The sequence below is a fragment of the bacterium genome (assembly GCA_013360195.1).
Lineage (GTDB): Bacteria > Electryoneota > RPQS01 > RPQS01 > RPQS01 > JABWCQ01.
In genome coordinates, this window is sequence record JABWCQ010000004.1 from 157,730 (window position 1) to 182,167 (window position 24,438).

A 24,438-nucleotide genomic window follows, 5' to 3' on the forward strand; every position below is an offset into this window, starting at 1 on the left:
ATGCCGATTTCGGAGACTTTGCAAAAGAAGGCCGAAGAGATAATCTTCCGCTATCCCGAAGACAAGCGGGCCTCCGCTCTGATTCCGCTGTTGTTTGAAGTGCAGCGCGAATTGGGATGGATTACGCCCGAATCTGAGAAATGGGTGGCGGATACACTTGGAGTCACGCAGGTTCGTGTTCGCGAGGTCATCACCTTCTATTCGATGATGCGCGCCGAGCCCGCCGGCAAGTACATCATTCAATTCTGTCAGAATATTTCTTGTTGCTTGATGGGCGGCGAGCAACTGCAGCACCAGATTGAAAAGAAACTCGGAATTCATCCGGGTGAAACGACCTCGGACGGCATGTTCACCCTGAAGTGCGTGGAGTGTCTCGGTGGCTGCTCGTGGGGACCCATGATGCTCGTCAACGAAGACCAGTATTTCCGGTTGACTCCGGAGCGGGTGGAACAGGTGATTGAAGGCTTGCGTTCAGGCAATCCTCCGAAACCGGATCATCCCACGCCGCTGCTCGGGAACGTGGCAGGGGAGAAGTCGAAATGATTGGAAACGGGTCAACTCGCCTGCTGTCGCGAAATTTCGATGTTGAGAATCTGACGAATCTTGAAGTCGCATTGAAACACGGTGCCTACGAGCAGTTGAAACGCGCCGTCAAGATGAAGCCGGAGGAAGTGACAGAAATCGTGAAGGCATCCGGTCTTCGCGGTCATGGCGGAGCTGGATTTTCTGCGGGCACGAAATGGGGCTTCATTCCTAAGGACAAATTCCCGCGTTACGTGACCGTTAACGGTGATGAATCCGAACCGGGAACCTGCAAGGATCGCCTCATTTTCGAACGCGATCCGCATCTCTTAATCGAAGGCGCGCTGATTTGCGCGTATGCGGTGCAAGCCGAACGGATTTATATTTACATCCGGGGAGAGTATTTCTATCCAACGCGGGTCGTCGCCGAGGCTGTCCAGCAGGCTTATGCAAAGGGTTTTGCGGGAAAGAATATTCTCAATAGCGGATGGTCCTGCTCAATCCACATGCACAACGGAGCCGGTGCGTACATTTGCGGTGAGGAAACCGGCCTGATTGAATCACTTGAAGGAAAGAAAGGCTGGCCGCGACTTAAGCCGCCGTTTTATCCCGCGGCAATCGGATTATGGGGACAACCGACCATTGTGAACAATGTCGAGACTCTGGCCTTTGTGCCGCGAATTCTCGAGATTGGCGCTGAAAAATTCGCAGGACTTGGTTCGCCGAAGAATGGCGGCACCGCCTTGTATTCGTTGTCGGGAAATATTAGCAGACCTGGCGTTTATGAATTGCCAATGGGTACTCCGCTAATGGATTTGGTCAATGAGTACGGCGGCGGTATTCCGAACGGGCGAAAACTGAAGGCAGTCATTCCCGGTGGTTCGTCGTCACACATTCTGACTGCGGAAGAATGCGAAAATCTCCCGCTCGATTTCGAGTCTGTTGCCGCCCGCGGCTCGATGCTGGGATCGGCGGCGGTCATGGTGATAGACGAAACCGTCTCCATTCCGAAATTGATGCACTGGATGGTGCGCTTCTACGCACACGAAAGCTGCGGTCAGTGCACGCCTTGTCGCGAAGGAACAGATTGGCTGCTGAGACTCTCAAAGCGATTTTTGGATGGATCGGCTCGCAAACGCGACATCGACGATATGTGGGAATTGGCGGACAACATCGACGGAAAAACCATCTGCGCGTTAGGCGCGGCGGTTGCCTGGCCTACCAAGAGTTATCTCGTGAAGTTCCGTCACGAATTTGAAGCGGCCTGCAAAAACTAATTCTTGATTCAAAGTGCCTTTACTTGAAATAGACGGCAAGCCGGTAGAAACGCCGGCAGGAATGAACCTGATAGAAGCTGCACGGCTTCTCAACGTGGAGATTCCGCACTATTGCTACCACGCCGGATTGACCGTGGTAGGCTCTTGTCGTATGTGTCAGGTAGAAGTAGAGATCAGCGGGCGCAAGAGCATTGCAATTGCCTGCAACACCAAAGCCGCGGACGGGATGAAGATAACGACCAGGAGCGAAGTCGTGCACAAGCTGCGACAGTCCGTTCTTGAGTTCTATTTGCAGCACCATCCGCTTGATTGCCCGATATGCGACGATGCGGGTGAGTGCGATTTGCAGAATTACTACATGGAGCACGGGCTTCATGACAGCCGCATGCCCCTCGCGGAAAAGAAGCACAAGCACAAGGTTATGGATGTCGGGCCGAACATCGTGCTTGACAGCGAACGGTGTGTGCTCTGTACGAGGTGTGTTCGCTTCTGCCGAGAAATAACTGGCACCGGCGAACTGGGCGTTTTCGGCCATGGCAGGGATGCCGAACTCTTGAATGTTCCCGGTAAAATCCTCGATAATGACTATGCCGGCAATGTAGTGGACGTTTGCCCGGTTGGCGCCTTGACCGACAAGGACTTCAGGTTCAAACGACGCGTTTGGTACATGAAACGAACTGCCTCGATCTGCACGGGCTGCTCGCGGGGATGCAATATCTTTGTCGACTGGGAAACTGACCGCCGGTATAAGGACCCGCAGCGTCGAATTCAACGACTTAAGCCGCGTTATAACAGATTGGTGAATGAGTGGTGGATGTGCGACCAAGGGCGCTACGGTTATCATAGCGTGGATGAAGCGAACCGGTTGCTGTCGCCAAAGACAAAGTCTCAGTCGAACGGGCACGCGCTTTCTGTGGACGAAGTCATCACTAAAATCGCAGCGCGTGTTGAAAGCGCAATCGAGAAACAAGGTCCCGGCTCAGTGGCCGTTATTGCTTCGGCGTCTTCCTCAAATGAAGATCTGTTCCTCCTGAATCGTCTTTTCATCGATAAACTAAAAGTCCAGAACATCGATGTAACGTTCGGATTCGAAGCCAAAGGCAAGGAGGATGAACTCCTCAAGAAATCCGATTTGGCACCCAATCGTCGGGGCGCACTCGAACTTCAAGTTAAACCGTGGGGCGGCGAAGGACAGGGCGGTGATGACCTGATTGCGGCGGCGATCGAAGGAGAATTTGAAGTAGTTATTGTCGTCCGTCATGACCTTTCAACGGCGATGTCCGAAAAAGACTTTGCCAAGTTGAGAAGGAATACAGGTTACATCGCTTATCTGTCGTCGCACGAAAACGGTTTGACTGAAGTTGCGGATGACGTTGTTCCCATAGCTATGTGGGCGGAACGCGAAGCGACCTACACTAACTTTCAAGGTAGAGTTCAGAAGACTGCAAGACCTTTCGATCCCGCCGGATTGGCAATTCCGGAATGGGAAGTCTGGAAAAAGTTCGGGGAAATCGCCGGTGTGGAATTGAACTTTTCCGACGTTCGCGACGTGTTTAATGCGATTGGCATGCACTTTGAGAGTTTCAAGGGAATCAATTGGGAGTCTGTCGGTTCAGGTGGAAGAATGCTTAACGGCACGCCGGAGCCGACGTACAAGCGTATTCAAACTTCAACTCCGTTAACAGCCTACTGACACAATGCTTGTAGACCTGGGTATTATCATCGGCAAAATTGCCTTCGTGCTGGTCAACATTCTGAACGGTGCGGGCATCTTGACGTGGGTCGAACGCAAGCAGAGTGCCCTCATCTCCGACCGCATTGGTGCCAATCGGGCATCTATACTTGGTATTAGACTGCTCGGACTCGTAAACTCGCTTGCTGACGCTGTAAAACTGATTTTCAAAGAGGACTTTGTTCCGCCGCGAGGTCTGCGAGTTGTGCACTTTCTTGCACCGATATTCGCCATGGGACCGGTCTTTCTGACGATGGCCGTGATTCCCTTCGGTCCGCCCGTCGAAATGTTCGGCCGTGAGTTCAAGTTGCAAATCTTGGATATTGACATCGGTATCCTTTACATTCTTGCGTTTGGGTCGATCGCGGTGTATGGCGCCATGTTGGCGGGTTGGGCCTCAAACAGCAAGTATGCATTGCTCGGCGGTATGCGTGCTTCTGCTCAAATGATCTCATATGAGATTATTCTGGGATTGTCATTGATTGGTCCTATCCTTGCCTTTGGTACAATGGAGCCAGGGGCAATGGTCAATGCGCAGAATCAATATCTTTGGGGTTGGATTCCGACATGGGGACTTGTTGTTCAGCCTGTCGCCTTTTTGCTCTTCCTTCCGGCCGCGATGGCCGAAACCAAGCGAGCGCCCTTTGACATGCCTGAAGGTGAATCCGAAATTATCGGCTTTGCCACGGAATACTCCGGCATGCGCTGGGGGATGTTCTTCCTCGGCGAGTTTGCCGAAATCGTTGTCCTTGCGGGTGTCATGACTGCCGTGTTCTTCGGTGGTTACCATGTTCCATTTCTATTTGATGCTGTGGAAAAGGCTGGACAGGCCGGCTTCCATTTCCCATGGGGAATGTACATCCCTCTGGGGGAATGGACGGTGGTCATCCTCAGAATGCTTGCCTTTGGTGCAAAGCTGGCCATTCTCATGTGGCTTCAGATGCAGATTCGCTGGACATTCCCGCGTTTCCGCTATGATCAGTTGATGCGCGTATCTTGGAAAGAGATGATGCCGATCGCACTCGTTAACATTGCTGTTACCGGTCTAGTAATCTTGTGGTTGAATAAGTAATATGATTACCGTCCGTCAAGTCCGTGAGGTCAAATTGAGTGCGTGGCAAAACACGTACTACCCGGAGTTGTGGCGCGGCATGTTCATCACGTCAAAACACTTCTTCCAGAACTTTGGGCGCTTCATAGGCCGTGCCGTCGGGCTAAAAGTGAAGCGGCCGCTTGTAACATTCCAGTATCCGGAAGAGCGCAGGCCGATTGCGCCTCGCTGGCGCGGTCGGCATCGCCTGATGTTGCGCCCGGACGGAGCGCCTCGCTGTGTTGCCTGTATGATGTGCGAAACCGCCTGCCCGGACAAATGCATCTATATCACCGCTGGCGAGGCGCTTGATGGCAGAATCGAAAAGTACCCGGTAGCGTTCGAAATCGACTTGCTCCGTTGCTGCTTCTGCGGGCTCTGTGTTGAAGCTTGTCCGGAAGACGCAATCCGCATGGATTCCGGTTACATAGATCTCGGCGGTTATAGTCGTGCGGAGTTTTATCTGGACAGGGACTATTTGCTCAAGGATTCGGCATTGACAACACATTCACAATTCCGCGGCGAACTCGATGGGGTGGTAGTCACACGCGTAGATCTATTGGCACAGGCAAAACATCACTAAGCGTGTCGCGCTTCATAAACTGGAACTTTGGCGAGCCGTACGGGAGCAGTTCCGTGCGGCTTGTGCTTATGGCGGGAATTGAGTAATGGGTCAGGAACTACGCTGGCCGTCGACTAAATTGCAGACTCTCTTTGGAGTCAGGTATCCGATTGTTCAAGCAGGAATGGTATGGACGTCGGGCTGGAAACTTTGCGCCGCGGCTGCTAAGTCGGGATGTCTGGGAATGATTGGTTCAGGCTCCATGAAACCCGATTTGCTTCGTGAGCATATCACCGACTGCCGAAATGCACTTGAGGATAAAACACCGTTCGCGGTGAACATCCCGTTAATGAGAGGTGATGCCCAGGCGCTTGTGCAAGTCTGCATCGAAGAGCAAGTCAAGATCGTCTTCACTTCCGCAGGGAATCCGTCTCTTTTCACGGAAACATTGAAATCTGCGGGAATCATCGTTGCACACGTCGTGCCGACTGCCCGACTTGCGAAGAAGTGCGAGGAACGAGGCGTTGACATTGTCGTCTGTGAAGGCACGGAAGCTGGAGGACACAACGGCATTGACGAGATCACCACTTTTGTCTTGATTCCGCAAGTCCGTGATGCTGTGAAAATTCCTGTTATTGCCGCTGGAGGAATAGCAGACGGACGCGGCATGCTCGCAGCGCTCGCGCTGGGAGCGGATGGCATTCAAATCGGGACTCGTTTCGCTGCCACCATGGAGTCATCATCGCATGACCGTTATAAGCAGGCGGTCGTAGACGCTGGCGAAGCCGATACTGTGCTCTCGCTTCGAAAAGTCGGACCGACACGGATGATTAAGTCGCCTTTCTCACTCAAATGCGTGGAGTATGAACAGCGTGGAGCAACTGAGGAGGAAACTCGAACGTTGCTTGCCGCCAAACGCGAACGCATGGGAATCTTTGAGGGCAATTGGGAGGAAGGTCAGTTCGAAGCAGGCTCATGTGCCGGATTGATCAGGGATATTCCGGCTGTATCCGAAATGGTCGGTCGGTTGCTTGAGGAGTATCGCGCAGCTTGTCTGCGTGTTTTAGGTCAACAAGGATAGCAAAATGTTGCGCGAAATGCTGGGCGGTAAGATTCACTCCGCCACTCTCACGGAAACTCGCCTCGATTACGAAGGCAGCTGCGCCGTCGATCGGGATTTGCTTGACGCGGCAGGCATCGCTGTGTATGAACGCGTGCACATCTACAATATCAACAATGGCAATCGTCTCGATACGTACGCGATACCGGCGAAACGCGGTTCCGGCAAAATTGGATTGAATGGCGCAGCCGCAAGACTTGGTCAGGCCGGAGACAAAGTGATTATTGCCTCCTACGTCCAGATTTCTGACGAAGAACTGCCGAAACATCGCTGCAAGGTTGTCTTGGTGGATGGAAGAAATCGCGTGACGAAATTGATCTCACATAAGAGTGAGCGCCCAAAATGAAATTCTCAGCTCTAACCGGCGCGCTGAAGGCATCGCCTGACGCTATTGCAGTCTGTCTCTTTGACGATGAACTGAAATCGCCCAAGCTCGCCGGACTCGACCGGCGCACTTCGAACCTGATCATCCACCTGTTGGCCTCCGCTCGATTTGAAGGCAAGCACAAGGACACCTTTGTTCACCACGGAGAAAACGGTCAGTCACCTTTCTTGATTCTTCAAGGGCTGGGTTCCCGGGCCGGATTCTCTTGGCATCGGCTGCGACTGGCGGCCGGTTCTGTGAGTCGTGCTGCAAAAGCATGTGGAGTAAAATCGCTGGCTGTATTCAGCACTGCCGCGTACGATGACGACCTTGATGCCGTCCCAACTGCGCGGGCGCTTGTTGATGGCATTATTCTTGGCAACTGGAGTTTCGACCACTACAAGCCCAGGAAGAGCAGGTCAACGGATACTCTCCTGACCGTAAGCCTTTACTTCAATTCACAGTCCCGCAAGAATGCGGCCGAAAAGATTATTCCGGCTGCGCAAATACTGGCCGAATCTCAGTTGCTTGCACGCGAGTATGGAACGCATCCGGCAAACGTCGTGACGACGGACTACCTGAAATCGGAAGCAAAAAAACTCACTCGCTTCGGTATCAAAGTAACTGTCCTCGAGCGCGAGCAGTTGAAGCGTCTTGGCATGAATCTGATTCTTGCCGTAGGCCAGGCGAGCACAATGCCTCCTCGAGTCATCATTATGGACTATCACCCGCGCGGTGCAAAAAAATCACTCGCTCTCGTTGGCAAAGGCCTCGTCTTCGACTCCGGAGGTCTGAACATCAAAGTCACGATGATGGAGGAGATGAAATCCGACATGTGCGGTGCAGCCTCGGTGCTTGCGGCCATGCACGGTATTGCACGCCTCAAACCCAGGCAGCGCGTTCTCGGAGTCATTGGAACTTGTGAAAACGCGATAAGCGGTAACGCCTATCGTCCTTCAGACATATACACGGCCTACAACGGCAAGACCGTCGAAATCGGCAACACGGACGCCGAAGGCCGCTTGGTGCTTGCGGATACGCTCGCGTACATCGCAGACAAATACAAACCAGATATGATGGTGGATATCGCCACTTTGACAGGTGCAGCCAAAGTTGCGCTTGGACACCACGCTGATGCCGTGTTCTCCAATGACGAGCGGGTAAAACAAAAGGTTTTGCAGGCTGCAGAGCGTTCTTTTGAGCGTTTGTGGCCGATGCCGCTCTATGATGAGTATCTTGATGAAATGAAAGGCGACACAGCGATGCTTAAGAACAGCGCCGGACATCGCTGGGGCGGGGCCTCGCTCGCGGCCGCGTTCCTCAAGGAGTTTGTCGGCAAGACTCCCTGGGCGCACCTCGATATTGCTCCGACCTCCTTCCCTGCATACCCGACGTCGCTGTCGCCAAAAATGACTGCCAGCGGAAACTCGACGAAAACATTGATTGAATTAGCAATGCAAATCTGACCCCCATGACTCGCGAAACCCTTCCAGTTGATGTCTTGATTGTCGGCGCAGGTCCCGCCGGACTGTCGTGTGCTTATCACTTGAAACAGTTGATAAAGCGCGCTAACGCCTCAGGCGGCGGTCCCGGCGACGTCGAAATCATGGTCATTGAGAAGTCTCGCGAAGTTGGCGCACACAACTTAAGTGGCGCAGTCATGGACCCGCGAGCAATTCAGGAGTTGTTTCCCGACTGGCGGGAGCGTGGCTTTCCTGTAGAGCGTTTCGTTGAAGAAGAAGCAGTTTACTATCTGACTCAGACCGGCAAGATCAAAGCCCCGTGGACTCCGCCTCCGCTGAATAATCATGGTTTTCCGATTGTCTCAATTAATCGCGTCGTGAAATGGCTTGCTGAGCAATGCGAATCAGAAGAAATCCTGATTGCGACGGAGACCCCCGGACAGCAGATGTTGTACGACCGAACAAGAGTCGTCGGCGTACAAACCGGTGACAAGGGGCTGAACAAGCAAGGCGAACAAAAGCGTTCTTTTGAACCCGGCGCAAATATCGAAGCTAGGGTGACCGTCTTGACGGAAGGAACGCGCGGCTCTCTTACCAAGGAAGTATGCAATCGCCTGAATCTCCATGGAGAAATGCCCCAAACCTACGTGCTTGGTGTCAAGGAGATTTGGGAGCTGCCGAAGTCGTTGTCAACTCGCGGCATCGTGTATCATACGCTTGGCTATCCGCTCGGCGATCTCTTCGGCGGCAGTTGGATCTATTCGATGCGGGAAAATCTTATCTCGATAGGATTGGTCACGGATCTCGGCTATCAGAATCCGTATACAGATCCCCATTACAATTTCCAGAAATTCAAAGAACATCCTTGGATTAAAGAGATGCTGCGCGGCGGCAAACTCTTGGGCTACGGCGCAAAGACGATTCCCGAGGGCGGTTGGTTTTCTATGCCCAAACTGTTCGCCGACGGGCTGCTTCTCGCAGGCGACAGCGCTGCGTTTCTGAATGCTCAAAGGTTGAAGGGAATTCACCTCGCCATGAAATCGGGGATGCTGGCCGCCGGGACCATCTTTCACGCTTTGAAAAATGACGACACCTCAGCCTCGGTCCTGAAGACCTACAAGGAAGCGGTTGACGCGAGTTGGATTAAAGACGAGCTCTGGAAGGTGCGCAACTTCCATCAATCTTTTGAATCAGGGGTGCTGACTGGAATGGTGCATGCCGGCGCTCAGTTCTTCACGGGCGGTCGCGGACTTAAGGCGAAAATGCTCTCGCCTGAGACACACACCCACATGAAAAAGGTCAAGGAACTTGGCCTGAAGAACCGTGACGAGGTGTTAGCCTTGCGCGCCAAGGAGTTTGACAGAGTACTGACATTTGACAAGCTTTCGGATGTTTACCTGAGCAAGACTCTGCATGAAGAGGATCAACCTGTTCACCTTCATGTTGCGGACACGGAAATCTGCCGAACCAGGTGTCGTGAGGAGTATGGGAATCCCTGCCAATTCTTCTGCCCGGCAAACGTGTATGAAATGGTTCCGGACGAAGAGCGCGGAGGAGTAAAATTGCAGATAAACGCCTCCAACTGTGTTCATTGCAAGACCTGCGACATCATGGACCCGTACAAAATCATCACATGGGTACCGCCGGAAGGTGGCGGAGGTCCAGAATACACGGACTTGTAAGAGCTCGTGTACGATATTCACAACCATGTGCTTCCGCAGGTGGACGACGGAGCAAAGGGCCTGCGGCAGTCCATTCGCATGTTGGAGACTGCGATTCGTCAAGGTATCACCCACGTTCTTTGTACTCCGCATGCCAACGACCGATCGAATGCTCAGGCAAACGCACTTTTCCAGGCAAGAATGGACGAGCTGACCAGCGAAGTAGCAAAGTCACACTTGCCCGTTGAGCTTGGTTTAGGATCCGAAATCATGTTTGGTGTGAATATGCTGGAGGTCCTGAAGCAGCCATTTGCGACCCTGAACGGAAAAGGGAAGTATACTCTGATCGAATTCCCCAGACAGACTCCATACGATATCATTGCAAATGTTGCTAAGTCAGTCGTCAGATGGGGATTCACTCCGGTCATTGCACACCACGAGCGCTATCCTCTCGCATGCCGCAGCACTGAACAGCTGACAGAGCTCAGAAAAATCGGTTGCATACTGACGATGGATGCGGGCTCCTTGACCGGTCAGTTCGGATTACCGATGAAACGGCAGGCTCGCGAGTTGCTTGCGACTGGTCACATTGAGGTGTTGACAAGCGACGCCCATGACGATGACAAGCAGAACTTCTGCCTCGCCGCGGCACGCCAGGAAGCGTCCGCAATCGTAGGTTCCGCAGTCGCGGAACAATTGGTCTTGGACGCGCCTCGAAGAATTTGGAATGGCGACCCTTGGCCTGAATTCAAATCATTATGAAGTTAGCAGGTTACGAAATTATTCCGCTGCGCGTCGGGGACTTTCGACTTGACGGCGGTGCAATGTTCGGCGTTGTTCCTAAGCCGCTGTGGGAGAAGCAGTGTCCTGCGGATTCACGCAATCGGATTGAGATGACCTGCCGTGCGTTGCTTATAAAAGCTATGGGAAGGGTTGTTCTTGTTGATGCGGGCATCGGAGATAAGGACGATGCAAAATTCAGAGACATCTTTGACATAACGTTTCCGCACGGAAGCCTGGTGGATGCGCTTTCGATTCACGGAGTGTCGCCATCCCAAGTCACTCACGTGATTTATACGCATCTGCATTTTGACCACGCTGGAGGGTCAACTTTTATCAAGGACGGTGTTGCGCTGCCACTGTTTCCGAATGCGCGTCACTATGTTCAGAGCGTGCAGTATCAGCATGGTCTGACTCGCAATCCCCGTGATCGCGCAAGTTACATCGACGCCAACTATGAACCTGTGCGGGAAGCTGGCTTGCTTGAGTTTCTTGACAACGATATTGAGCTGTTTCCGGGGCTTTTTCTGGACACGACTTCCGGACACACTCCGGCGCTCCAGATGATTCGCATCACTGACGGAAGGAACACTGTATTCTTTCCCTCGGACTTGATTCCGATGGCCGCACATGTTCCACAGGCGTACATCATGGGTTATGACCTATTCCCGTTGACAACGTTGAATGACAAGCAAATCTGGCTGGACAAGGCGGCCCGTGGTTCGTGGACTATCATACTTGAACATGACCCCTATGTCGAGGCGATGACCGTCAGGTATGATGACAAGGGCAGGATTGTGATTGACAAGCGTGGCTCTCTTGCAGAATTCTCCGGTGAACCCTCTTGAAGTACAAAACTCTTCTCGCTGAGTTTGTTGGAACTTTCGCTGTGGTCTTTGTCGGAGTTGGCGCAATAGTCTCCGACCACCTGACGAACGGTGCCGTCGGCCTTACAGGTATCGCGTTAGCCTTCGGGTTTGCGATTGCCGCTATGACGACAATTACACATCCAGTGAGTGGCGGACATCTAAACCCCGCTGTTAGCTTTGGGTTCTTGATATCGGGTCAGATGAAGTTGTTTGAGTTTGCCGGATATGTTGTGGCGCAATGTCTCGGTGCCGTTGCTGCTTCATCACTAATGATGTCCGCAAATTCGCCTCTCGCGCTCGAATCTGTCAACTTCGGAATTCCTGTCGTCGGTGAAAGCTCGACTGCCGGAATGGCCGCGATAACGGAAACCGTGCTTACGTTCTTTCTCGTGCTTGTCGCATTGGCCGCTGCATCTAAATCGCGCAGTCCAGGCGGAGTCGGTTTACCACTTGGCCTGACCTACGCAATGGGCATCTTCATGGGCGCTCCGGTGAGCGGTGCTGCACAGAATCCCGCGCGGTGGTTCGGACCTGCAGTACTTGGAAGTGATTACATGAATGCCTGGGTATACTGGGTTGGTCCGTTCGCAGGAGCCGCGCTTGCGGCAGTGACGGTATCCATAATGTTTGCATCTCAAGAAAAGGAGCGCCCGGAATCAGCGGCCTGACGCTGCGCTGAGCTTCGAGTCAATTGTTGCGGTGGATGGTAGTCTGACACTCGTGTTCACAGAAGTTTTTTTCGATAGAGTTTTTAAGCTGGTTTAAGGGTGACAAGGATTGAGTCAACGTCGAAGTCAGGAAGTGCTGGATCGTCTGCGATCGGAAGTTATGATAGTGGATGGTGCCATCGGCACCGCTCTCTATTCTCAAGGGTTTTCTCATCGCACCTGTTTCGACGAGCTGAATGAAACTCATCCCCGAATAGTCGAAGATCTGCATCGCAGCTACATTGCTGCCGGCGCCCAGATAATCGAAACAAATACCTTTGGCGCCAATCCGTTTCGCCTGCTCGACCACGGTTTCGCCGAGAAAACCAAACTCCTGAACAGGCTGGGAGCTGAGCATGCTCGCCGCGCGGCAGGCGACTCCGTTTACGTAGCAGGATCCATCGGTCCGCTGGACAGAGTCTTGGAGCCCATCGGCCCCATAACCCTCGCTCAAGCGAGATCTGCTTTCAAAGAGCAGGTCGAAGGATTGCTTGAAGGCGGTATTGATCTTTTCATCATCGAGACGATTTCAAACCTTCTCGAAATGCGCGAGGCCATTGCGGCCGTGAGAGAACTTTCCGATTTGCCCGTTGTCGCAACGATGACATTCACGGAAGACGGAAAAACTCTCGTTGGTGACAAGCCTGCGCAAGTGGTTCGCGCGCTGATTGAGTACGGCGCGGATGTCGTCGGGGCCAACTGTTCGGTCGGGCCGCAAGCAATGCTCGAAGTGCTCGAACGCATGTCCGGATCGACGGTTCCGCTTTGTGCGCAGCCCAACGCAGGAAACGCCCGTGTTGTCGGCGGTCGTTTCATATATCTTGCGTCTCCGCAGTACTTCGCCGAGTACGCGGTGAAGTTCGCCGATGCAGGCGTCGCACTGATTGGAGGATGCTGTGGTACTACTCCGGAGCACATCAAGGCCGTTGCGGATGCTGTGAAAGGACGTCAACCGGGAAAAACTCCGTTTGTCGTCGGGGCTGATATCGATGAAGACGGAAAGGTGGAGGGGCCGCACCGCGGACTGCCGTTTTCTGAGTTTCGAGCGAACCTCGGTAAAACGTTTCAAATTTCGGTTGAAATCGATCCTCCTCGAAGCTATGACCCCGGCCCCTTTATCAGGCATGCACAGCGGCTGAAAGCGGCGGGAGTTGACCTCATCAATGTTGCTGATTCGCCTCTCGCACGCGCAAGAATGAGTGCCGTTTCCATGGCGCACCTGATTCGCCGTGATGCCGGTGTGGATGTGCTGCTTCATGTCTCCTGCCGCGACCGGAACGCGATAGGCCTTCAGTCCGAGTTGCTGGGAGCACACACTCTCGGTGTGTTGAACATACTCGCTGTGACCGGCGATCCGACAAGCGTTGGTGACTACCCGTTCGCCAAAGGCGTGTTTGAATTGGATTCCATCGGCTTGTCCCGAATGGTGACACAACTAAACAAAGGTCGCGACCTGACTGGCCGCGACCTCGATGAGCCGACTCACTTTTTGTTAGGCGTTGCCGTAAATCCGACATCGCCGAATCTCGATCTCGAATACGATAGATTCAAGCAAAAACTCGATGCGGGTGCGCAATTCGCCTTTACTCAGCCGCTCTTTGACCCGCACACTCTCGATGAGTTTCTGAACCGGATTAGTGCGTTCTCTAATATCCCGATCTTCGTCGGCATTATGCCCCTGAGGTCGTCGAAGCACGCTGAATTCATTCATAACGAAATCCCTGACATGTTTGTCCCCCAGGGTATCCGCGACCGCATGAAGTCAGCCGGTACCGAGGGGGCCAAAGTTGGTGTAGAAATCGCCCAGAAGTTTCTTCTCGACACGAAGGAAATGGTTCAAGGATGCTATCTCATGCCGCCGTTCAACAAGTTCGACATGGCCATTGAGGTGATGAAAGTCCTTGACCGTGAATCAATCTCGAATTAGGCGTACGCCGGAATTCCGGTTAAGTCCTCGCCGATAATTAACGTATGAATGTCATATGTTCCCTCATACGTGTTAACCGATTCGAGATTTGCCATGTGTCTGAAGGTCTGGTATTCATTTGAAATCCCGTTGGCGCCGAGAATGTCACGTCCGACGCGGGCAATCTCCAGAGCCGTGCCGACGTTGTTTCGCTTTGCCATGGATACGTGTTGCGGCCGCAGTTTGCCTGAGGCTTTCAACTGACCAAGTCGGTAAACGAGAAACTGGCTCTTCGTTATCTCTGTCGCCATCCACGCCAGCTTGTTCTGAACCAGCTGAAAACTGGCAATCGGCTTGTCAAATTGAATACGCGACTTTGAATAGTTAAGGACTTCATCAAAGACGGCCATCGCGGCGCCCGTGGCGCCCCATGCGATTCCGTATCTCGCTTGAGTCAGGCAGGACAGAGGACCCTTCAGGCCGGTGACTCCCGGCAGTATGTTCTCTTTCGGCACTTGCACATCTTGCAGAATGAGATCTGAAGTCACGCTGGCTCGGAGCGAGAATTTGTTCTTTATTTCAGGTGCGGTGAATCCTGCTCGGTCAGTCTCTACGATAAAGCCGCGCACGACTCCGTCAAGCTTTGCCCACACGATCGCAACGTCCGAAATCGTGCCGTTGGTAATCCAAGCCTTGCTGCCGTTCAACAGGTAATAGCTGCCTTTGTCTTCGGCACGAGTCAGCATGCCGCCCGGATTTGATCCGAAGTCAGGCTCAGTGAGTCCGAAACATCCGATTTTCTCACCGGAAGAAAGTTTCGGAAGCCAATAGTCTTTCTGCGCCTCGCTTCCAAATGCAAATATCGGATACATGACTAAGCTGGTTTGGACCGATACAAAAGACCGAATCCCCGAGTCTCCACGCTCAAGCTCCTGGTTAATCAATCCATAGGCGATAGGACCGAGATTCGCGCAGCCATATTTTTCTGGATAAGGCGCACCAAGCAAACCAAGGTCTGCCGCTGGCTTGACCAGCTCTTTGGGGAAGCGGCCTTCCATGTTGCAGTGTTCGATAACCGGCATCAAATTGTCTGTCACAAATTCGCGGACGGTGTCCCGCGTCAGTCGCTCTTCTTCGGTCAGTAGTTCATCTAAATTGTAATAATCGAGTGCCTGATAGGCCATATTTGTCTCCTTGGGACGTGATATGCCGGAAGATACCCAAACTGTGACAAAGAAGCAATTGGCTTCGTGGACGATTCCTCTCCATTGGATTGGCGTAAGTGGCGGAATTTCCGATACATCGGACGGCGTGCTCAGTTGGGGGCGTGCTGGGCAACCTGAAATTGCTTCAAACAGGATTGAATGGGCAGAAAAACTGGCATTGAATCCGGCACAATTCGTCTGTCTTGAGCAAGTCCACGAATCCACTATCGTCAAGGTAGCGCGTACCAATGGCGGGTCAGGATTCCTTGACCCGGCAACTCGACTGCCTCGTGCGGATGGTCAAATTACCGATGACCCACACGTGGTCTTGGCGACTTCGCATGCCGACTGCGCACCAGTCTTTCTGCACGACTCAAAGAGGAAGGCAATTGGTCTCATCCATGCCGGTTGGCGCAGCACCCTTCTGGGCATTGCCTCGAATGCGGTCAACTCCATGACGCGTGAATTCCAAGTCCAGCCGTCAGACCTGCACGTCGCGGTTGGCCCGATGATCTCGACACGCAGCTATGAAGTCGGCGAAGATGTCGCCGCAATGTTTATTTCTAAATTCGGACCCTCAGTGGTCGTCAAGTACAATGGGAAACCACACCTTGACGTCTTCGCTTGTATAATAATCGATCTATTGCGGGCAGGCGTTGCGACGGCGCGATTATGTCCGCGGCCCCCTGATACTTATTCCGACCTCCGCTGGAGTTCTTTCCGCCGTGACGGGGAACGCGCTGGTGGCATGTTGGCATATTTCAAACTTAACTAAACGGTGCTCGAGGGTCGGGCACTGGTCCGTCGTTATCACCTCCTATCGGTCATCGAACCACAGGAAACCTTATGAAGAAGAAAGAATCCCCCAAGAAATCCTCTGCAAAGCAGGGAAAACCCGTTGGCAAAAGAGAAGAAAACACGGTCATGGTGTCATCCGGACGTGCTGCAAAGGGACTGAAAGCCGCGAACGCTTTTAATCCCCGTACCGAAGGGCTTCAACCGCATTCGGCGTTTGAAAATGCAATGAAGCAGTTTGACGCTGCCGCCAAACTGTTGAAGCTCACAGCAAGCCAGACCGCGATGATTAAGCAGCCGCGCAAAATCGTTGAAGTTACTCTGCCCGTCCGGATGGACGACGGCACGATCCAGACGTTTACAGGCTACCGTGTTCAACACAATATCGCTCGTGGTCCGGCAAAGGGCGGCGTCCGCTACCATCAAGATGTTTCTCTCGATGAAGTGAAGGCGCTCTCGTTCTGGATGACTTTCAAGTGTGCGGTCGCCAATATCCCCATGGGCGGCGGCAAGGGCGGCATCATCGTGGATCCAAAGAAACTATCGCTCGGCGAACTTGAACGGCTCTCTCGCCGCTACTTCTCCGAACTCGAGGAAATGTTCGGTCCGGACCGCGATGTTCCTGCTCCCGATGTCAATACAACGCCGCAAATCATGGGCTGGTTCATGGACACTTACTCCATGCACAAGCGTGAGCACCTGCCCGCTGTTGTTACAGGCAAACCGCTTGAAATCGGCGGAAGTCGCGGCCGTGTTCTCGCGACGGCAATGGGTCTCCTCTTCGCTACGCGCCGCGCAATCGCTGTCCACAACGAGAAGATGGCGGGACAGACCGTCGCGGTTCAGGGCTTCGGCAATGTCGGTGGTAACGCGGCAATGCTGCTCCACAAGGACGGGTGCAAGATTCTTGGTATTTCTGACCAGTATGGCGCCTTCTACAACATGAACGGAATTGACATACCGGCAGCCATGGAATATGCGCAGAAGAATGGCGGCCTCAAGAACTTCGAAAGCACAAAACTCGCGAAGAAGTTCGACAATCCGGATGACTTGCTCGAAATGGAAGTTGATATTCTTGCTCCGTGCGCCCTGGAACTCGTGATAACGGGCAAGAATGCTGGTCGCATTAAGGCTCGCTACGTCTCTGAAGGCGCGAACGGACCGTGCGACGCGGATGCGGATGCCATTCTGAATAAGAAGGGAATTTTCGTGATTCCCGACATCCTTTGCAATGCCGGCGGCGTTATCGTCAGCTACTTCGAGTGGGTTCAGAACCGCATGGGCTACTACTGGCCGGTGGAACGTATTAACAATGAGCTGGAAGTTGCCATGAACTCGGCTTTCGATTCAGTTTACGACACGTACCTGCAGTACAATTGCCCGATGCGAGTCGCTGCATTTGTGATTGCCATTCACCGCGTCTCGGTAGCGTCCGAAATCCGTGGGCTGTACGCGTAAGCGTGCGGGAAATTGATCGCATCGGGGAACTTATCCCCCGAAAGTTTGATGCACTTCTGGTTGCGGGCGGGACGCGTCCCGCCCGCAACTCGTTTATGCTTGCTGTGTCAAGAGCCGCGCAAGTCGTCGCCGTTGACGGAGGCGTACAGCATTTGCGGCACTTTTCCGTGTTCCCCTCGCTCGTAATCGGCGACCTCGATAGTGCAAGGTCTGAAGACTTGTCGTGGGCTCGCCGCCGGCGAGCCCGCGTCGTTTTGATTCAAGATCAGAATTCTTCTGATATGGACAAGGCGCTCGACTTCTGCCGGAAGCGAAATTGGAAGAATATCGTCATATCTGCGTGCGACGGAAGCAGACCTGACCACTTTCTGTATGCTCTGGGAAGATCTCACTCGCGTAGTGGCACATACCTGACATTCTTGTTCCGCAACTCTGTTGCCATAGCACTTGCCGGTAGAAAATCACTCAAACTGCAGCTGGGCCGAAACAAACCCCTGTCGTGGTTTGGACTGCCTCGCGCCCGTGGTGTGGCACTCTCAGGCGTTCGCTGGCCGCTTCCTGAAACCGAGCTACAGTTTGATCAATTCGTCAGTCTGTCAAACCAGTCAATCGAAGACAGTGTGATGTTTCGTCAGCAATCTGGCAAATCACTGATAATCATTCCCACGGGAAAAGTATGAAATTCTCTCTTACGTATGCCTATCTCTTTTTGACGCTGCTTAGCTTGGTGAATGCGAACGCCGCTGAACCTGTATTACTCGTTGACGATGCTTTGAGGCGGTTTGGTCTGGAACCCAATGCGTTTGAGTCGGACCGAATTTGGGTCGAGGATGACACATTTCTCCTCCCTCAAATTCGGCACGCGCTTTCTTCACCCCTTGCCGCCCGTGAAGTCGCACATGTCGCCGCTGGATTCGCTCCAACTCATTTGGACGAATTGGTGAAGTTCCCCGATTTGGCTTCGTTGCTGAATGTATCGGTGCCGCAGGCCGTATATGCGGACATTGACTCCCAGCTTGCCAATGCATCTCAGTCCGACCCGTTGGAACCTTTGCAGAGTGCGCTCTCTCTCGCTGAAGGCTATCGCAAGCAGGCCTTCGACTCACTGACACCTGACCAGCGGCAAGCTCTTCTGCTATCAATTCCTCTCTGGTTCGAAGATGAAGATATGCCGGCCGATGACAGCTTGAAAGGCTCTCTCTTTCGTGCGTTCGGAATCGAACCCGACACATCTCAGAATGTCACTTCGGACAGCGTACTGACTCTGCTATCGCGTGTGAACCGCCATGCCCTTGCAGCAGCCGGGTATGCATTTCTGCGCGGCGTCGCACATTACAGTAAGAAGATTCCTGAATTTCCTCCTCCCGCTCAGCCGCAGAAGTCCAAAGGCAAGGCCGCAGCCGAACAGCCTGCCGCGACCGGTGTAGAAGGCGAAGTCGTATTCTATCAGGACTCGCCACTCGGCCGAATAGTCGTGGGCGGCACCGGACCCAATCGCTATACTGAAGAATTTGCCGTTATCATTGACCTCGGCGGGGATGATAGATACGTTGCGCGTTGTGCGTCTGCCGTGGGCGGAATTCGTCGTTCTACGTCTGTGGTCATTGACTACAGCGGCGATGATTTCTATGCGCCTGCCGGTTGGCTGTCCCAGGCGTCAGCGGTTTTGGGGCTGGCCGCCCTTGTTGACCTTGCCGGTGATGACACCTATCGCGCAGGTGCTTTCTCACAGTCCGCCTCTTTCTGCGGCGTGTCCATGCTCTGGGACAATTCAGGTGACGACCTCTATACAGCGAGTTGGTTCACACAATCTGCCGCTGTCTGCGGAATTGCTATCCTGACGGACGTGCAAGGTCGGGACCTCTACGATGGCGCTGGCTACGGACAAGCATTTGCCTCAACGTTCGGCTATGCTGTTTTGAACGACCTCGAAGGAAACGATATCTATCGCTCTGGCGGCCTGGTCAAGCATGAACCGCTGCGGCCCGAAGACTATCGTTCATTGTCACAGGGTTTTGCCACGGGCGCACGCCCGCGCGGCGGCGGTGGTTATGCAATCCTCCATGACTTCAGCGGAAACGATTTCTATGATGCCGAAATCTACGGACAGGGAGTCGGCTACTGGTACTCAATTGGCGCCTTGCTCGACGACGCTGGAAATGACAGCTACAGTGCCACACAATATGCGCAAGGATCTGGAATTCACTTGGCATGCGGCGTGTTGCAGGACAACAGCGGTGATGATCGTTATACGGCCCGCTTCGGTCCCAGTCAAGGTGCCGCGCATGACCTCGCGGTCGGAATGCTCTATGACCTCTCGGGCGACGACTATTACACAGCCTCGGGTGGACAAGGAATGGCCATTACAAACAGCGGCGCACTTTTCATTGATGTGCAGGGAAACGACCTCTACTCCAACCTCGCCCCGGCACAATCGAACGGCGGAACCGCTCCTGCCAGAAGCTTTGGAAATCTCGCGCTCTTTGTGGATGGGGAAGGGAAGGACGTATACACCGGCGATGGCGCAGACTCATCACTCTGGTTCCGCGATGCCTTTGGATATGCGATTGACATCTCATACGATAGCACCAGGCCGCGCGAAGCAGATGTTATCGTGGAATTGAATCCGGCGGACACCTTAAAGTCCATCGAAGAGCTTTTTAAGGATGCGTCTCTGTGGGAAGTTACAGACAACCGGGTCAAGGTCAGGCAAGCCCGGCTTGCTCTCAAAGCGATTGGTGTGCGTGCAGTAGAATGGGTGGGACAAAACAAACTGAACACCAACGATGGGCTTGAGCGCCGTGCAATTGTTGAGCTGTTTAAGGAATTTCCGGCTGATGCGCTGACTTATCTGCGCACGGCCTTTGAAGGCTCACACCCCGAGGGGCGCAGAACCGCCGCGACCGTCGCTGGCGAAATGAAGGCCACGGATGCCGCGGCTTGGCTTGAACCCAAGCTCCGCGATGAGAGTTACTCAAACTTAAGACCGACTATATTGCGGACACTCGGCGAGATTAATGCCGTCGGCTCACTTCCTGTCCTGAAGGAATTCTGCAAGAGCAAGTCCGAGCGAGAGCGTTTGGCATCGGTCATTTCAATCGGCAAGATAAAATCAGCGGACGGCTATCCGCAGCTTTTTGACGCGCTGAAGGACTCCCTGTTCACCGTCCGCAGTGCCGCTCTGTACGCCTTGGCTGACCAGCCTCAGCAGGTTGTACCGGCAATGCAAAAAGCAGTGTCCGAAAACCGTGACCCCGCTTACATCGAGCAAGTCCTCATGTCCGTCCCGATTCTTGTGGACAAATGGAAAGCCGATCCAGCTAACGAGAAGTCCATCAAAAGTGTCCTGCCAGTCATCAAGATGTACCTCGAGTTCCCGTCACCGAATGTTCAAGGGGCTGCCCTGGTTGCGGCATCTTCTGCATTCGATGACAAGTCATTTGAAAAACTCAAAGGACGGTTCGCCTCCTCTTCGGACCCGATTCTCGCTGCGCGCTGGAAACAGGCACAGGCGCGCCGCAAATAACCTCAAAATCTTATGAATTTCTACGTAGATCTTCTCCGCGAACTCTCCGATGCTTTCGGCCCTTCAAATCACGAAGAACAAGTTCGCGACATCATTTCTCGCGTTGTCAAACCTTGGGTGAGCGACCTCCGCACCGATGCGCTTGGCAACCTCATCGCTTTTCGCCCCGGCAGGAACGGCAAGCGCTTAATGCTCGATGCCCACACGGACGAGATTGGCATCATGGTTCGCCACATCGATGCTCGGGGCTTTATAAAGTTCGCGACTATCGGTGGCTGGGATGACCGGATGTTCCCCGGCCATCGCGTTACTTTCAAGTCACGCGACGGACGTTTCTATTATGGCGTCATCGGCATGGCCCCCCCGCACGTGCTCTCTCCGGCACAAAAAGAGAAGGGAATTCCTGCCGAAGATTACTTTGTGGATATCGGCGTTGAATCCGCTGAAGAAGCCGCCGTCCTTGGCGCATCCATCGGTGATCCCGGCACTCTTGCCTATCCGTTCCAGAAGCTGAAGGACGACGTGTACATTGGAAAGGCCTTTGATGATCGTGTCGGCTGTCTGACCGTTGTTTCGCTTCTGAAAGCGCTCCATGAAGGTGAAATCAAGACTGACATGGATGTTTACGCGAACTTTGCGACCAGTGAGGAAGTCGGCTTGCGTGGCGCAGGACCCGCAGCTTTCGGCATTGACCCGCATGTCGCCATCGCATTCGAAGGCACAATCGGATCCGATTTCCCGGGCGTCCCCGAAGAAAAACGGCCCTGTGCTCAACGCAAAGGACCGGTAATTACAATTGCGGACAAATCTGTTCTGGTCCCCCGCAGGATGGTGGACCTGATGACCGATTGTGCCAAACAAGTCGGTATTCCATATCAATACAAGATGCCGATCTACGGCGGCACAAACGCTGGCTCAATTCATATGTCACGGGCTGGAATCCTCGCGGGGTGTATCGCAACTCCGTGCCGATACATTCACTCGCCCAATACAACATTGTATTGGCCGGATTTCGAAAACACGCTGAAGCTCGCCAAACGAGTTGTTGAGCGTGCACACGAACTGGCCTAACGAATCAACAGGACCTTAATCGCGGCGCTGTCTCCTGTGCGAACGAAATAGACTCCGCTCGTAAGTCCCGTTACTGGGACAGTCAGTTCATTGAGTCCCGGAACAAGCTGAACTTCCGTCGTCTTCGCTATTCGGCCTTGGATGTCATACAGATCGAGTGTCGTGAGTTGTCTGTCAAAGCTCTCAACTCGAAGCCTGAACTCCGAGTTGACCGGATTCGGATAGACGCTGACCAATCGCAAATCAAACGGCTCTGCAGCCAGCCGTTCATCGAACGTCAGTTCGAATTCCTCGTCGCCTGACACATGAAGGGTCAACTCCCCGTCGCCGCTGACTCGATACGCGCGGACACCGTCCAAACTGACAACTGCGCGTGCCGGCAAACCTCGCAGCGTCAGATTCGTTGTTCGTCCGGTCGGATCGATGCTTTGCCAATGGCAGCGAAGCGTGTCCAGCTCTGGCCAGGGAAACACGAAGTTCACCGTCAGCGCCGCCACATTCTGCAGCAGAGCGATATCGATGCGCTTGCTTCCCGCTTCCTTTCGGATATCCCAGCGCGCGAATGTGTAAGCTGAATCGCCTAGAACCACATCACAATAATAGTATCTGCCGTCTTCATCTGCCGCCAAGGCCAAGGTGTCAGGGAACCGATTGGCTGAGTAGCCGCTAAACCAGTCACATACCAGCCCGGCGTCCAATATGTTGAAGCCGTGTCCCTGCCAGCTCGCCGCGCCGAAAAATGACTCGGCACCGAATCGCCTTAGCACTGCATAATCCTGCGCGGCATATCCATAAGCGTCCCATTCGAACTGCTCCGCGCCCCAACTGCTCAAAACGGGAACTGTCAGGCTGTTGAAGTGCATGCTTTCGCTTGTGTCCGCAAAGTGAACTGCGCTGTAACGATGATACTCATAGGCCACGGAGTCCGATTCAAACGGGAATCCTCCGAACGCCGCGCGCATCGAACGATTCGTGTCTCCGCTTGCCAGGTATTGCTCCTGCCGCAGTTGGCAATCCAGTATCTGCGAGCCTCCGGCAGTTGCCGCGATGAGATAATCGTCATATGCGCAATTGTTATTGTGCCAAACCTGACCCGCGGCTCCGCCCATGGACCCGCCGCACATGTAAATGGAGTCCGGCGAAAACGGATAACGCTCCTTCAGATAATCGAGCATCGCCCGGCAATGCAGTTGCGGCAGCCGTGTGTTCCAATGACGGTCGTTCGGCCCCATGTGACTGGCAAGAATCCAACCTCGCTCTTCGCACAAATCACTATACGGATGCGCGAAGATTTCGGATTCGGATCCGCCGAGAGCATGCCAGCCTACAATGATTGCCGGAGGTCGCTGCGAGTCGTACGATGACGGAATCTGCACGAGAAACAATGCCGTGTCACCGGCCGCCGTTGGAGTCGTTGCTTCAAACAGCTCAGGCTGCGCCTGTGCGCGTTCGCAAAACATGCAGAACAAACAGATGATGAAGACAACCGGCATATGAACTACGAGTTACATGGAAAAGTGGCACTGGTCACCGGATCTGCGCGTGGTATCGGTCGCGGGATTGCACTGAAATTGGCACAATCCGGTGCGGATGTCATTGTCAATTACCTGGAGCGTGAAGATGCGGCACGGGAAGTTGTCGAATGGATTCGCGGAATTGGCCGTCGCGCAGTCGCTATTCAAGCCGATGTGTCCAGCGAGCAGGGAGTGGACAAGCTCTTTTCGTCTATCCCGCCTGAATTCCACCGCCTCGATATTCTCGTCAACAACGCCGGCCCCTTCAAAGTAAAGAAGCTTCTCGAAACCACCTCTGAAGAGTGGGAACTCATGCTCCGCGGAAATTTGCTCAGCGCATTCTGGGTTACGCAGCGCGCAGTTCCTATCATAATGCGATCTGAAAACGGCGGCTCAATTATCTTCATCGGAGCACCCAATGCCGAGCGTGTTGGGTCGCAGCATGTCAGCTGTGCATATTCAATTGCTAAAACCGGCGTTGTCATCATGGCGCAGACATTGGCACGCGATCTCGGTCCGAAGAACATCCGCTCGAACGTCATCAACCCGGGCTTCATCGAAAACGACACCATGACTCCCAGAATGCGTCAGTGGATGCCGTCCGAAGTCCCCTTGGGAGAAATCGGCCACCCCGGAGACATCGCCTCGGCCGCTGTCTTCCTCTGCTCCACGGAAGCAGCCTACATGAACGGTGCCATCTTGAACGTGCACGGGGGCCTCTGGATATGATTCAATATAATGCCTCTGTTCGAATTATCAACCCCGGCACACGCTCTGCAATTACAGTGATTCGCCCTTTCGCACAGAACCCGATGA

21 protein-coding genes are annotated in these 24,438 nt (G+C 53.7%); 19 read left to right on the forward strand and 2 right to left on the reverse strand.

The window, feature by feature from the left end; translation table 11 throughout:
* The 13 genes from nuoE to HUU59_05105 all read left to right on the forward strand — a co-directional run bounded on the left by nuoE (position 1) and on the right by HUU59_05105 (position 14,074).
* Entirely contained in the window at positions 1 to 543 is a 543-nt protein-coding gene (gene nuoE / locus HUU59_05045) for an NADH-quinone oxidoreductase subunit NuoE (GenBank protein NUO18794.1), read from the forward strand.
* Positions 540 to 1,799 carry an NADH-quinone oxidoreductase subunit NuoF gene (nuoF, locus tag HUU59_05050; protein NUO18795.1) on the forward strand — a complete coding sequence of 420 codons (1,260 nt, stop codon included), beginning with the start codon at positions 540 to 542 and terminating at the stop codon, positions 1,797 to 1,799. Before nuoE ends, nuoF begins: the two co-directional genes overlap by 4 nt.
* Before the next feature lie 13 nt (positions 1,800 to 1,812).
* Positions 1,813 to 3,492 (forward strand): (2Fe-2S)-binding protein, encoded by a 1,680-nt coding sequence (locus HUU59_05055; GenBank protein ID NUO18796.1) that lies wholly within the window; start codon positions 1,813 to 1,815, stop codon positions 3,490 to 3,492.
* A gap of 4 nt (positions 3,493 to 3,496) precedes the next feature.
* Entirely contained in the window at positions 3,497 to 4,603 is a 1,107-nt protein-coding gene (locus HUU59_05060; GenBank protein ID NUO18797.1) for an NADH-quinone oxidoreductase subunit H, read from the forward strand.
* Position 4,604: 1 nt separating this feature from the next.
* Positions 4,605 to 5,204 carry an NADH-quinone oxidoreductase subunit I gene (locus HUU59_05065; protein ID NUO18798.1) on the forward strand — a complete coding sequence of 200 codons (600 nt, stop codon included), beginning with the start codon at positions 4,605 to 4,607 and terminating at the stop codon, positions 5,202 to 5,204.
* A gap of 85 nt (positions 5,205 to 5,289) precedes the next feature.
* A complete protein-coding gene (locus tag HUU59_05070) occupies positions 5,290 to 6,264 on the forward strand; it encodes a DUF561 domain-containing protein (protein ID NUO18799.1) in 975 nt (324 codons plus the stop codon).
* Between the two features lie 4 nt (positions 6,265 to 6,268).
* Positions 6,269 to 6,649, forward strand: coding sequence for an aspartate 1-decarboxylase (locus tag HUU59_05075; GenBank protein ID NUO18800.1), 381 nt, complete (start codon positions 6,269 to 6,271; stop codon positions 6,647 to 6,649).
* The gene (locus tag HUU59_05080) at positions 6,646 to 8,133 is read left to right on the forward strand and encodes a leucyl aminopeptidase (protein ID NUO18801.1); all 1,488 of its coding nucleotides are present in this window, start codon (positions 6,646 to 6,648) and stop codon (positions 8,131 to 8,133) included. The genes HUU59_05075 and HUU59_05080 overlap by 4 nt, the downstream gene beginning before the upstream one ends.
* Before the next feature lie 5 nt (positions 8,134 to 8,138).
* Positions 8,139 to 9,812 (forward strand): electron transfer flavoprotein-ubiquinone oxidoreductase, encoded by a 1,674-nt coding sequence (locus HUU59_05085; protein ID NUO18802.1) that lies wholly within the window; start codon positions 8,139 to 8,141, stop codon positions 9,810 to 9,812.
* A 6-nt stretch (positions 9,813 to 9,818) separates the two neighbouring features.
* Positions 9,819 to 10,553, forward strand: coding sequence for a hypothetical protein (locus HUU59_05090; GenBank protein NUO18803.1), 735 nt, complete (start codon positions 9,819 to 9,821; stop codon positions 10,551 to 10,553).
* Positions 10,550 to 11,419 carry an MBL fold metallo-hydrolase gene (locus HUU59_05095; protein ID NUO18804.1) on the forward strand — a complete coding sequence of 290 codons (870 nt, stop codon included), beginning with the start codon at positions 10,550 to 10,552 and terminating at the stop codon, positions 11,417 to 11,419. Before HUU59_05090 ends, HUU59_05095 begins: the two co-directional genes overlap by 4 nt.
* Positions 11,416 to 12,108, forward strand: coding sequence for an aquaporin (locus HUU59_05100; protein ID NUO18805.1), 693 nt, complete (start codon positions 11,416 to 11,418; stop codon positions 12,106 to 12,108). The genes HUU59_05095 and HUU59_05100 overlap by 4 nt, the downstream gene beginning before the upstream one ends.
* A 109-nt stretch (positions 12,109 to 12,217) precedes the next feature.
* Positions 12,218 to 14,074, forward strand: a complete 1,857-nt coding sequence (locus tag HUU59_05105) for a bifunctional homocysteine S-methyltransferase/methylenetetrahydrofolate reductase (protein NUO18806.1) — start codon at positions 12,218 to 12,220, stop codon at positions 14,072 to 14,074.
* Here HUU59_05105 and HUU59_05110 read toward each other — a convergent pair.
* Positions 14,071 to 15,237, reverse strand: a complete 1,167-nt coding sequence (locus HUU59_05110; GenBank protein ID NUO18807.1) for an acyl-CoA dehydrogenase family protein — start codon at positions 15,235 to 15,237, stop codon at positions 14,071 to 14,073. The two genes, HUU59_05105 and HUU59_05110, sit on opposite strands and share 4 nt — an antisense overlap.
* Before the next feature lie 22 nt (positions 15,238 to 15,259).
* Here HUU59_05110 and HUU59_05115 point away from each other — a divergent pair, with 22 nt between their 5' ends.
* From HUU59_05115 to HUU59_05135, 5 genes are all read left to right on the forward strand, one after another.
* Positions 15,260 to 16,033 (forward strand): polyphenol oxidase family protein, encoded by a 774-nt coding sequence (locus HUU59_05115; protein NUO18808.1) that lies wholly within the window; start codon positions 15,260 to 15,262, stop codon positions 16,031 to 16,033.
* Positions 16,034 to 16,182: 149 nt separating this feature from the next.
* The gene (locus HUU59_05120; protein NUO18809.1) at positions 16,183 to 17,511 is read left to right on the forward strand and encodes a Glu/Leu/Phe/Val dehydrogenase; all 1,329 of its coding nucleotides are present in this window, start codon (positions 16,183 to 16,185) and stop codon (positions 17,509 to 17,511) included.
* Between the two features lie 2 nt (positions 17,512 to 17,513).
* On the forward strand, positions 17,514 to 18,191 hold the full coding sequence (locus tag HUU59_05125) for a thiamine diphosphokinase (protein NUO18810.1): 678 nt from the start codon (positions 17,514 to 17,516) through the stop codon (positions 18,189 to 18,191).
* Positions 18,188 to 21,037 carry a HEAT repeat domain-containing protein gene (locus HUU59_05130; protein ID NUO18811.1) on the forward strand — a complete coding sequence of 950 codons (2,850 nt, stop codon included), beginning with the start codon at positions 18,188 to 18,190 and terminating at the stop codon, positions 21,035 to 21,037. The genes HUU59_05125 and HUU59_05130 overlap by 4 nt, the downstream gene beginning before the upstream one ends.
* A gap of 12 nt (positions 21,038 to 21,049) precedes the next feature.
* Positions 21,050 to 22,108, forward strand: a complete 1,059-nt coding sequence (locus HUU59_05135) for a M42 family metallopeptidase (GenBank protein NUO18812.1) — start codon at positions 21,050 to 21,052, stop codon at positions 22,106 to 22,108.
* On the opposite strand, the gene HUU59_05140 is transcribed toward HUU59_05135, so the two are convergent.
* Positions 22,105 to 23,568 (reverse strand): T9SS type A sorting domain-containing protein, encoded by a 1,464-nt coding sequence (locus tag HUU59_05140; protein NUO18813.1) that lies wholly within the window; start codon positions 23,566 to 23,568, stop codon positions 22,105 to 22,107. The two genes, HUU59_05135 and HUU59_05140, sit on opposite strands and share 4 nt — an antisense overlap.
* A gap of 33 nt (positions 23,569 to 23,601) precedes the next feature.
* On the opposite strand from HUU59_05140, the gene HUU59_05145 reads away from it, so the two are divergent.
* Complete coding sequence (locus HUU59_05145; GenBank protein ID NUO18814.1) at positions 23,602 to 24,351, forward strand: SDR family oxidoreductase; 750 nt, start codon at positions 23,602 to 23,604, stop codon at positions 24,349 to 24,351.
* Positions 24,352 to 24,438: the final 87 nt, after the last annotated feature.

Excerpts from the sequence above, each read along its gene's own strand:
- HUU59_05070 (NUO18799.1), top strand. The coding sequence starts at position 5,290 with ATGGGTCAGGAACTACGCTGGCCGTCGACTAAATTGCAGACTCTCTTT.
- HUU59_05095 (NUO18804.1), top strand. The coding sequence starts at position 10,550 with ATGAAGTTAGCAGGTTACGAAATTATTCCGCTGCGCGTCGGGGACTTT.
- HUU59_05085 (NUO18802.1), top strand. The coding sequence starts at position 8,139 with ATGACTCGCGAAACCCTTCCAGTTGATGTCTTGATTGTCGGCGCAGGT.
- HUU59_05080 (NUO18801.1), top strand. The coding sequence starts at position 6,646 with ATGAAATTCTCAGCTCTAACCGGCGCGCTGAAGGCATCGCCTGACGCT.
- HUU59_05115 (NUO18808.1), top strand. The coding sequence starts at position 15,260 with ATGCCGGAAGATACCCAAACTGTGACAAAGAAGCAATTGGCTTCGTGG.
- HUU59_05120 (NUO18809.1), top strand. The coding sequence starts at position 16,183 with ATGGTGTCATCCGGACGTGCTGCAAAGGGACTGAAAGCCGCGAACGCT.
- HUU59_05145 (NUO18814.1), top strand. The coding sequence starts at position 23,602 with ATGAACTACGAGTTACATGGAAAAGTGGCACTGGTCACCGGATCTGCG.
- nuoF (NUO18795.1), top strand. The coding sequence starts at position 540 with ATGATTGGAAACGGGTCAACTCGCCTGCTGTCGCGAAATTTCGATGTT.
- HUU59_05140 (NUO18813.1), bottom strand. The coding sequence starts at position 23,568 with ATGTTTTGCGAACGCGCACAGGCGCAGCCTGAGCTGTTTGAAGCAACG.
- HUU59_05130 (NUO18811.1), top strand. The coding sequence starts at position 18,188 with ATGAAATTCTCTCTTACGTATGCCTATCTCTTTTTGACGCTGCTTAGC.
- HUU59_05135 (NUO18812.1), top strand. The coding sequence starts at position 21,050 with ATGAATTTCTACGTAGATCTTCTCCGCGAACTCTCCGATGCTTTCGGC.
- nuoE (NUO18794.1), top strand. The coding sequence starts at position 1 with ATGCCGATTTCGGAGACTTTGCAAAAGAAGGCCGAAGAGATAATCTTC.
- HUU59_05065 (NUO18798.1), top strand. The coding sequence starts at position 4,605 with ATGATTACCGTCCGTCAAGTCCGTGAGGTCAAATTGAGTGCGTGGCAA.
- HUU59_05060 (NUO18797.1), top strand. The coding sequence starts at position 3,497 with ATGCTTGTAGACCTGGGTATTATCATCGGCAAAATTGCCTTCGTGCTG.
- HUU59_05075 (NUO18800.1), top strand. The coding sequence starts at position 6,269 with ATGTTGCGCGAAATGCTGGGCGGTAAGATTCACTCCGCCACTCTCACG.
- HUU59_05110 (NUO18807.1), bottom strand. The coding sequence starts at position 15,237 with ATGGCCTATCAGGCACTCGATTATTACAATTTAGATGAACTACTGACC.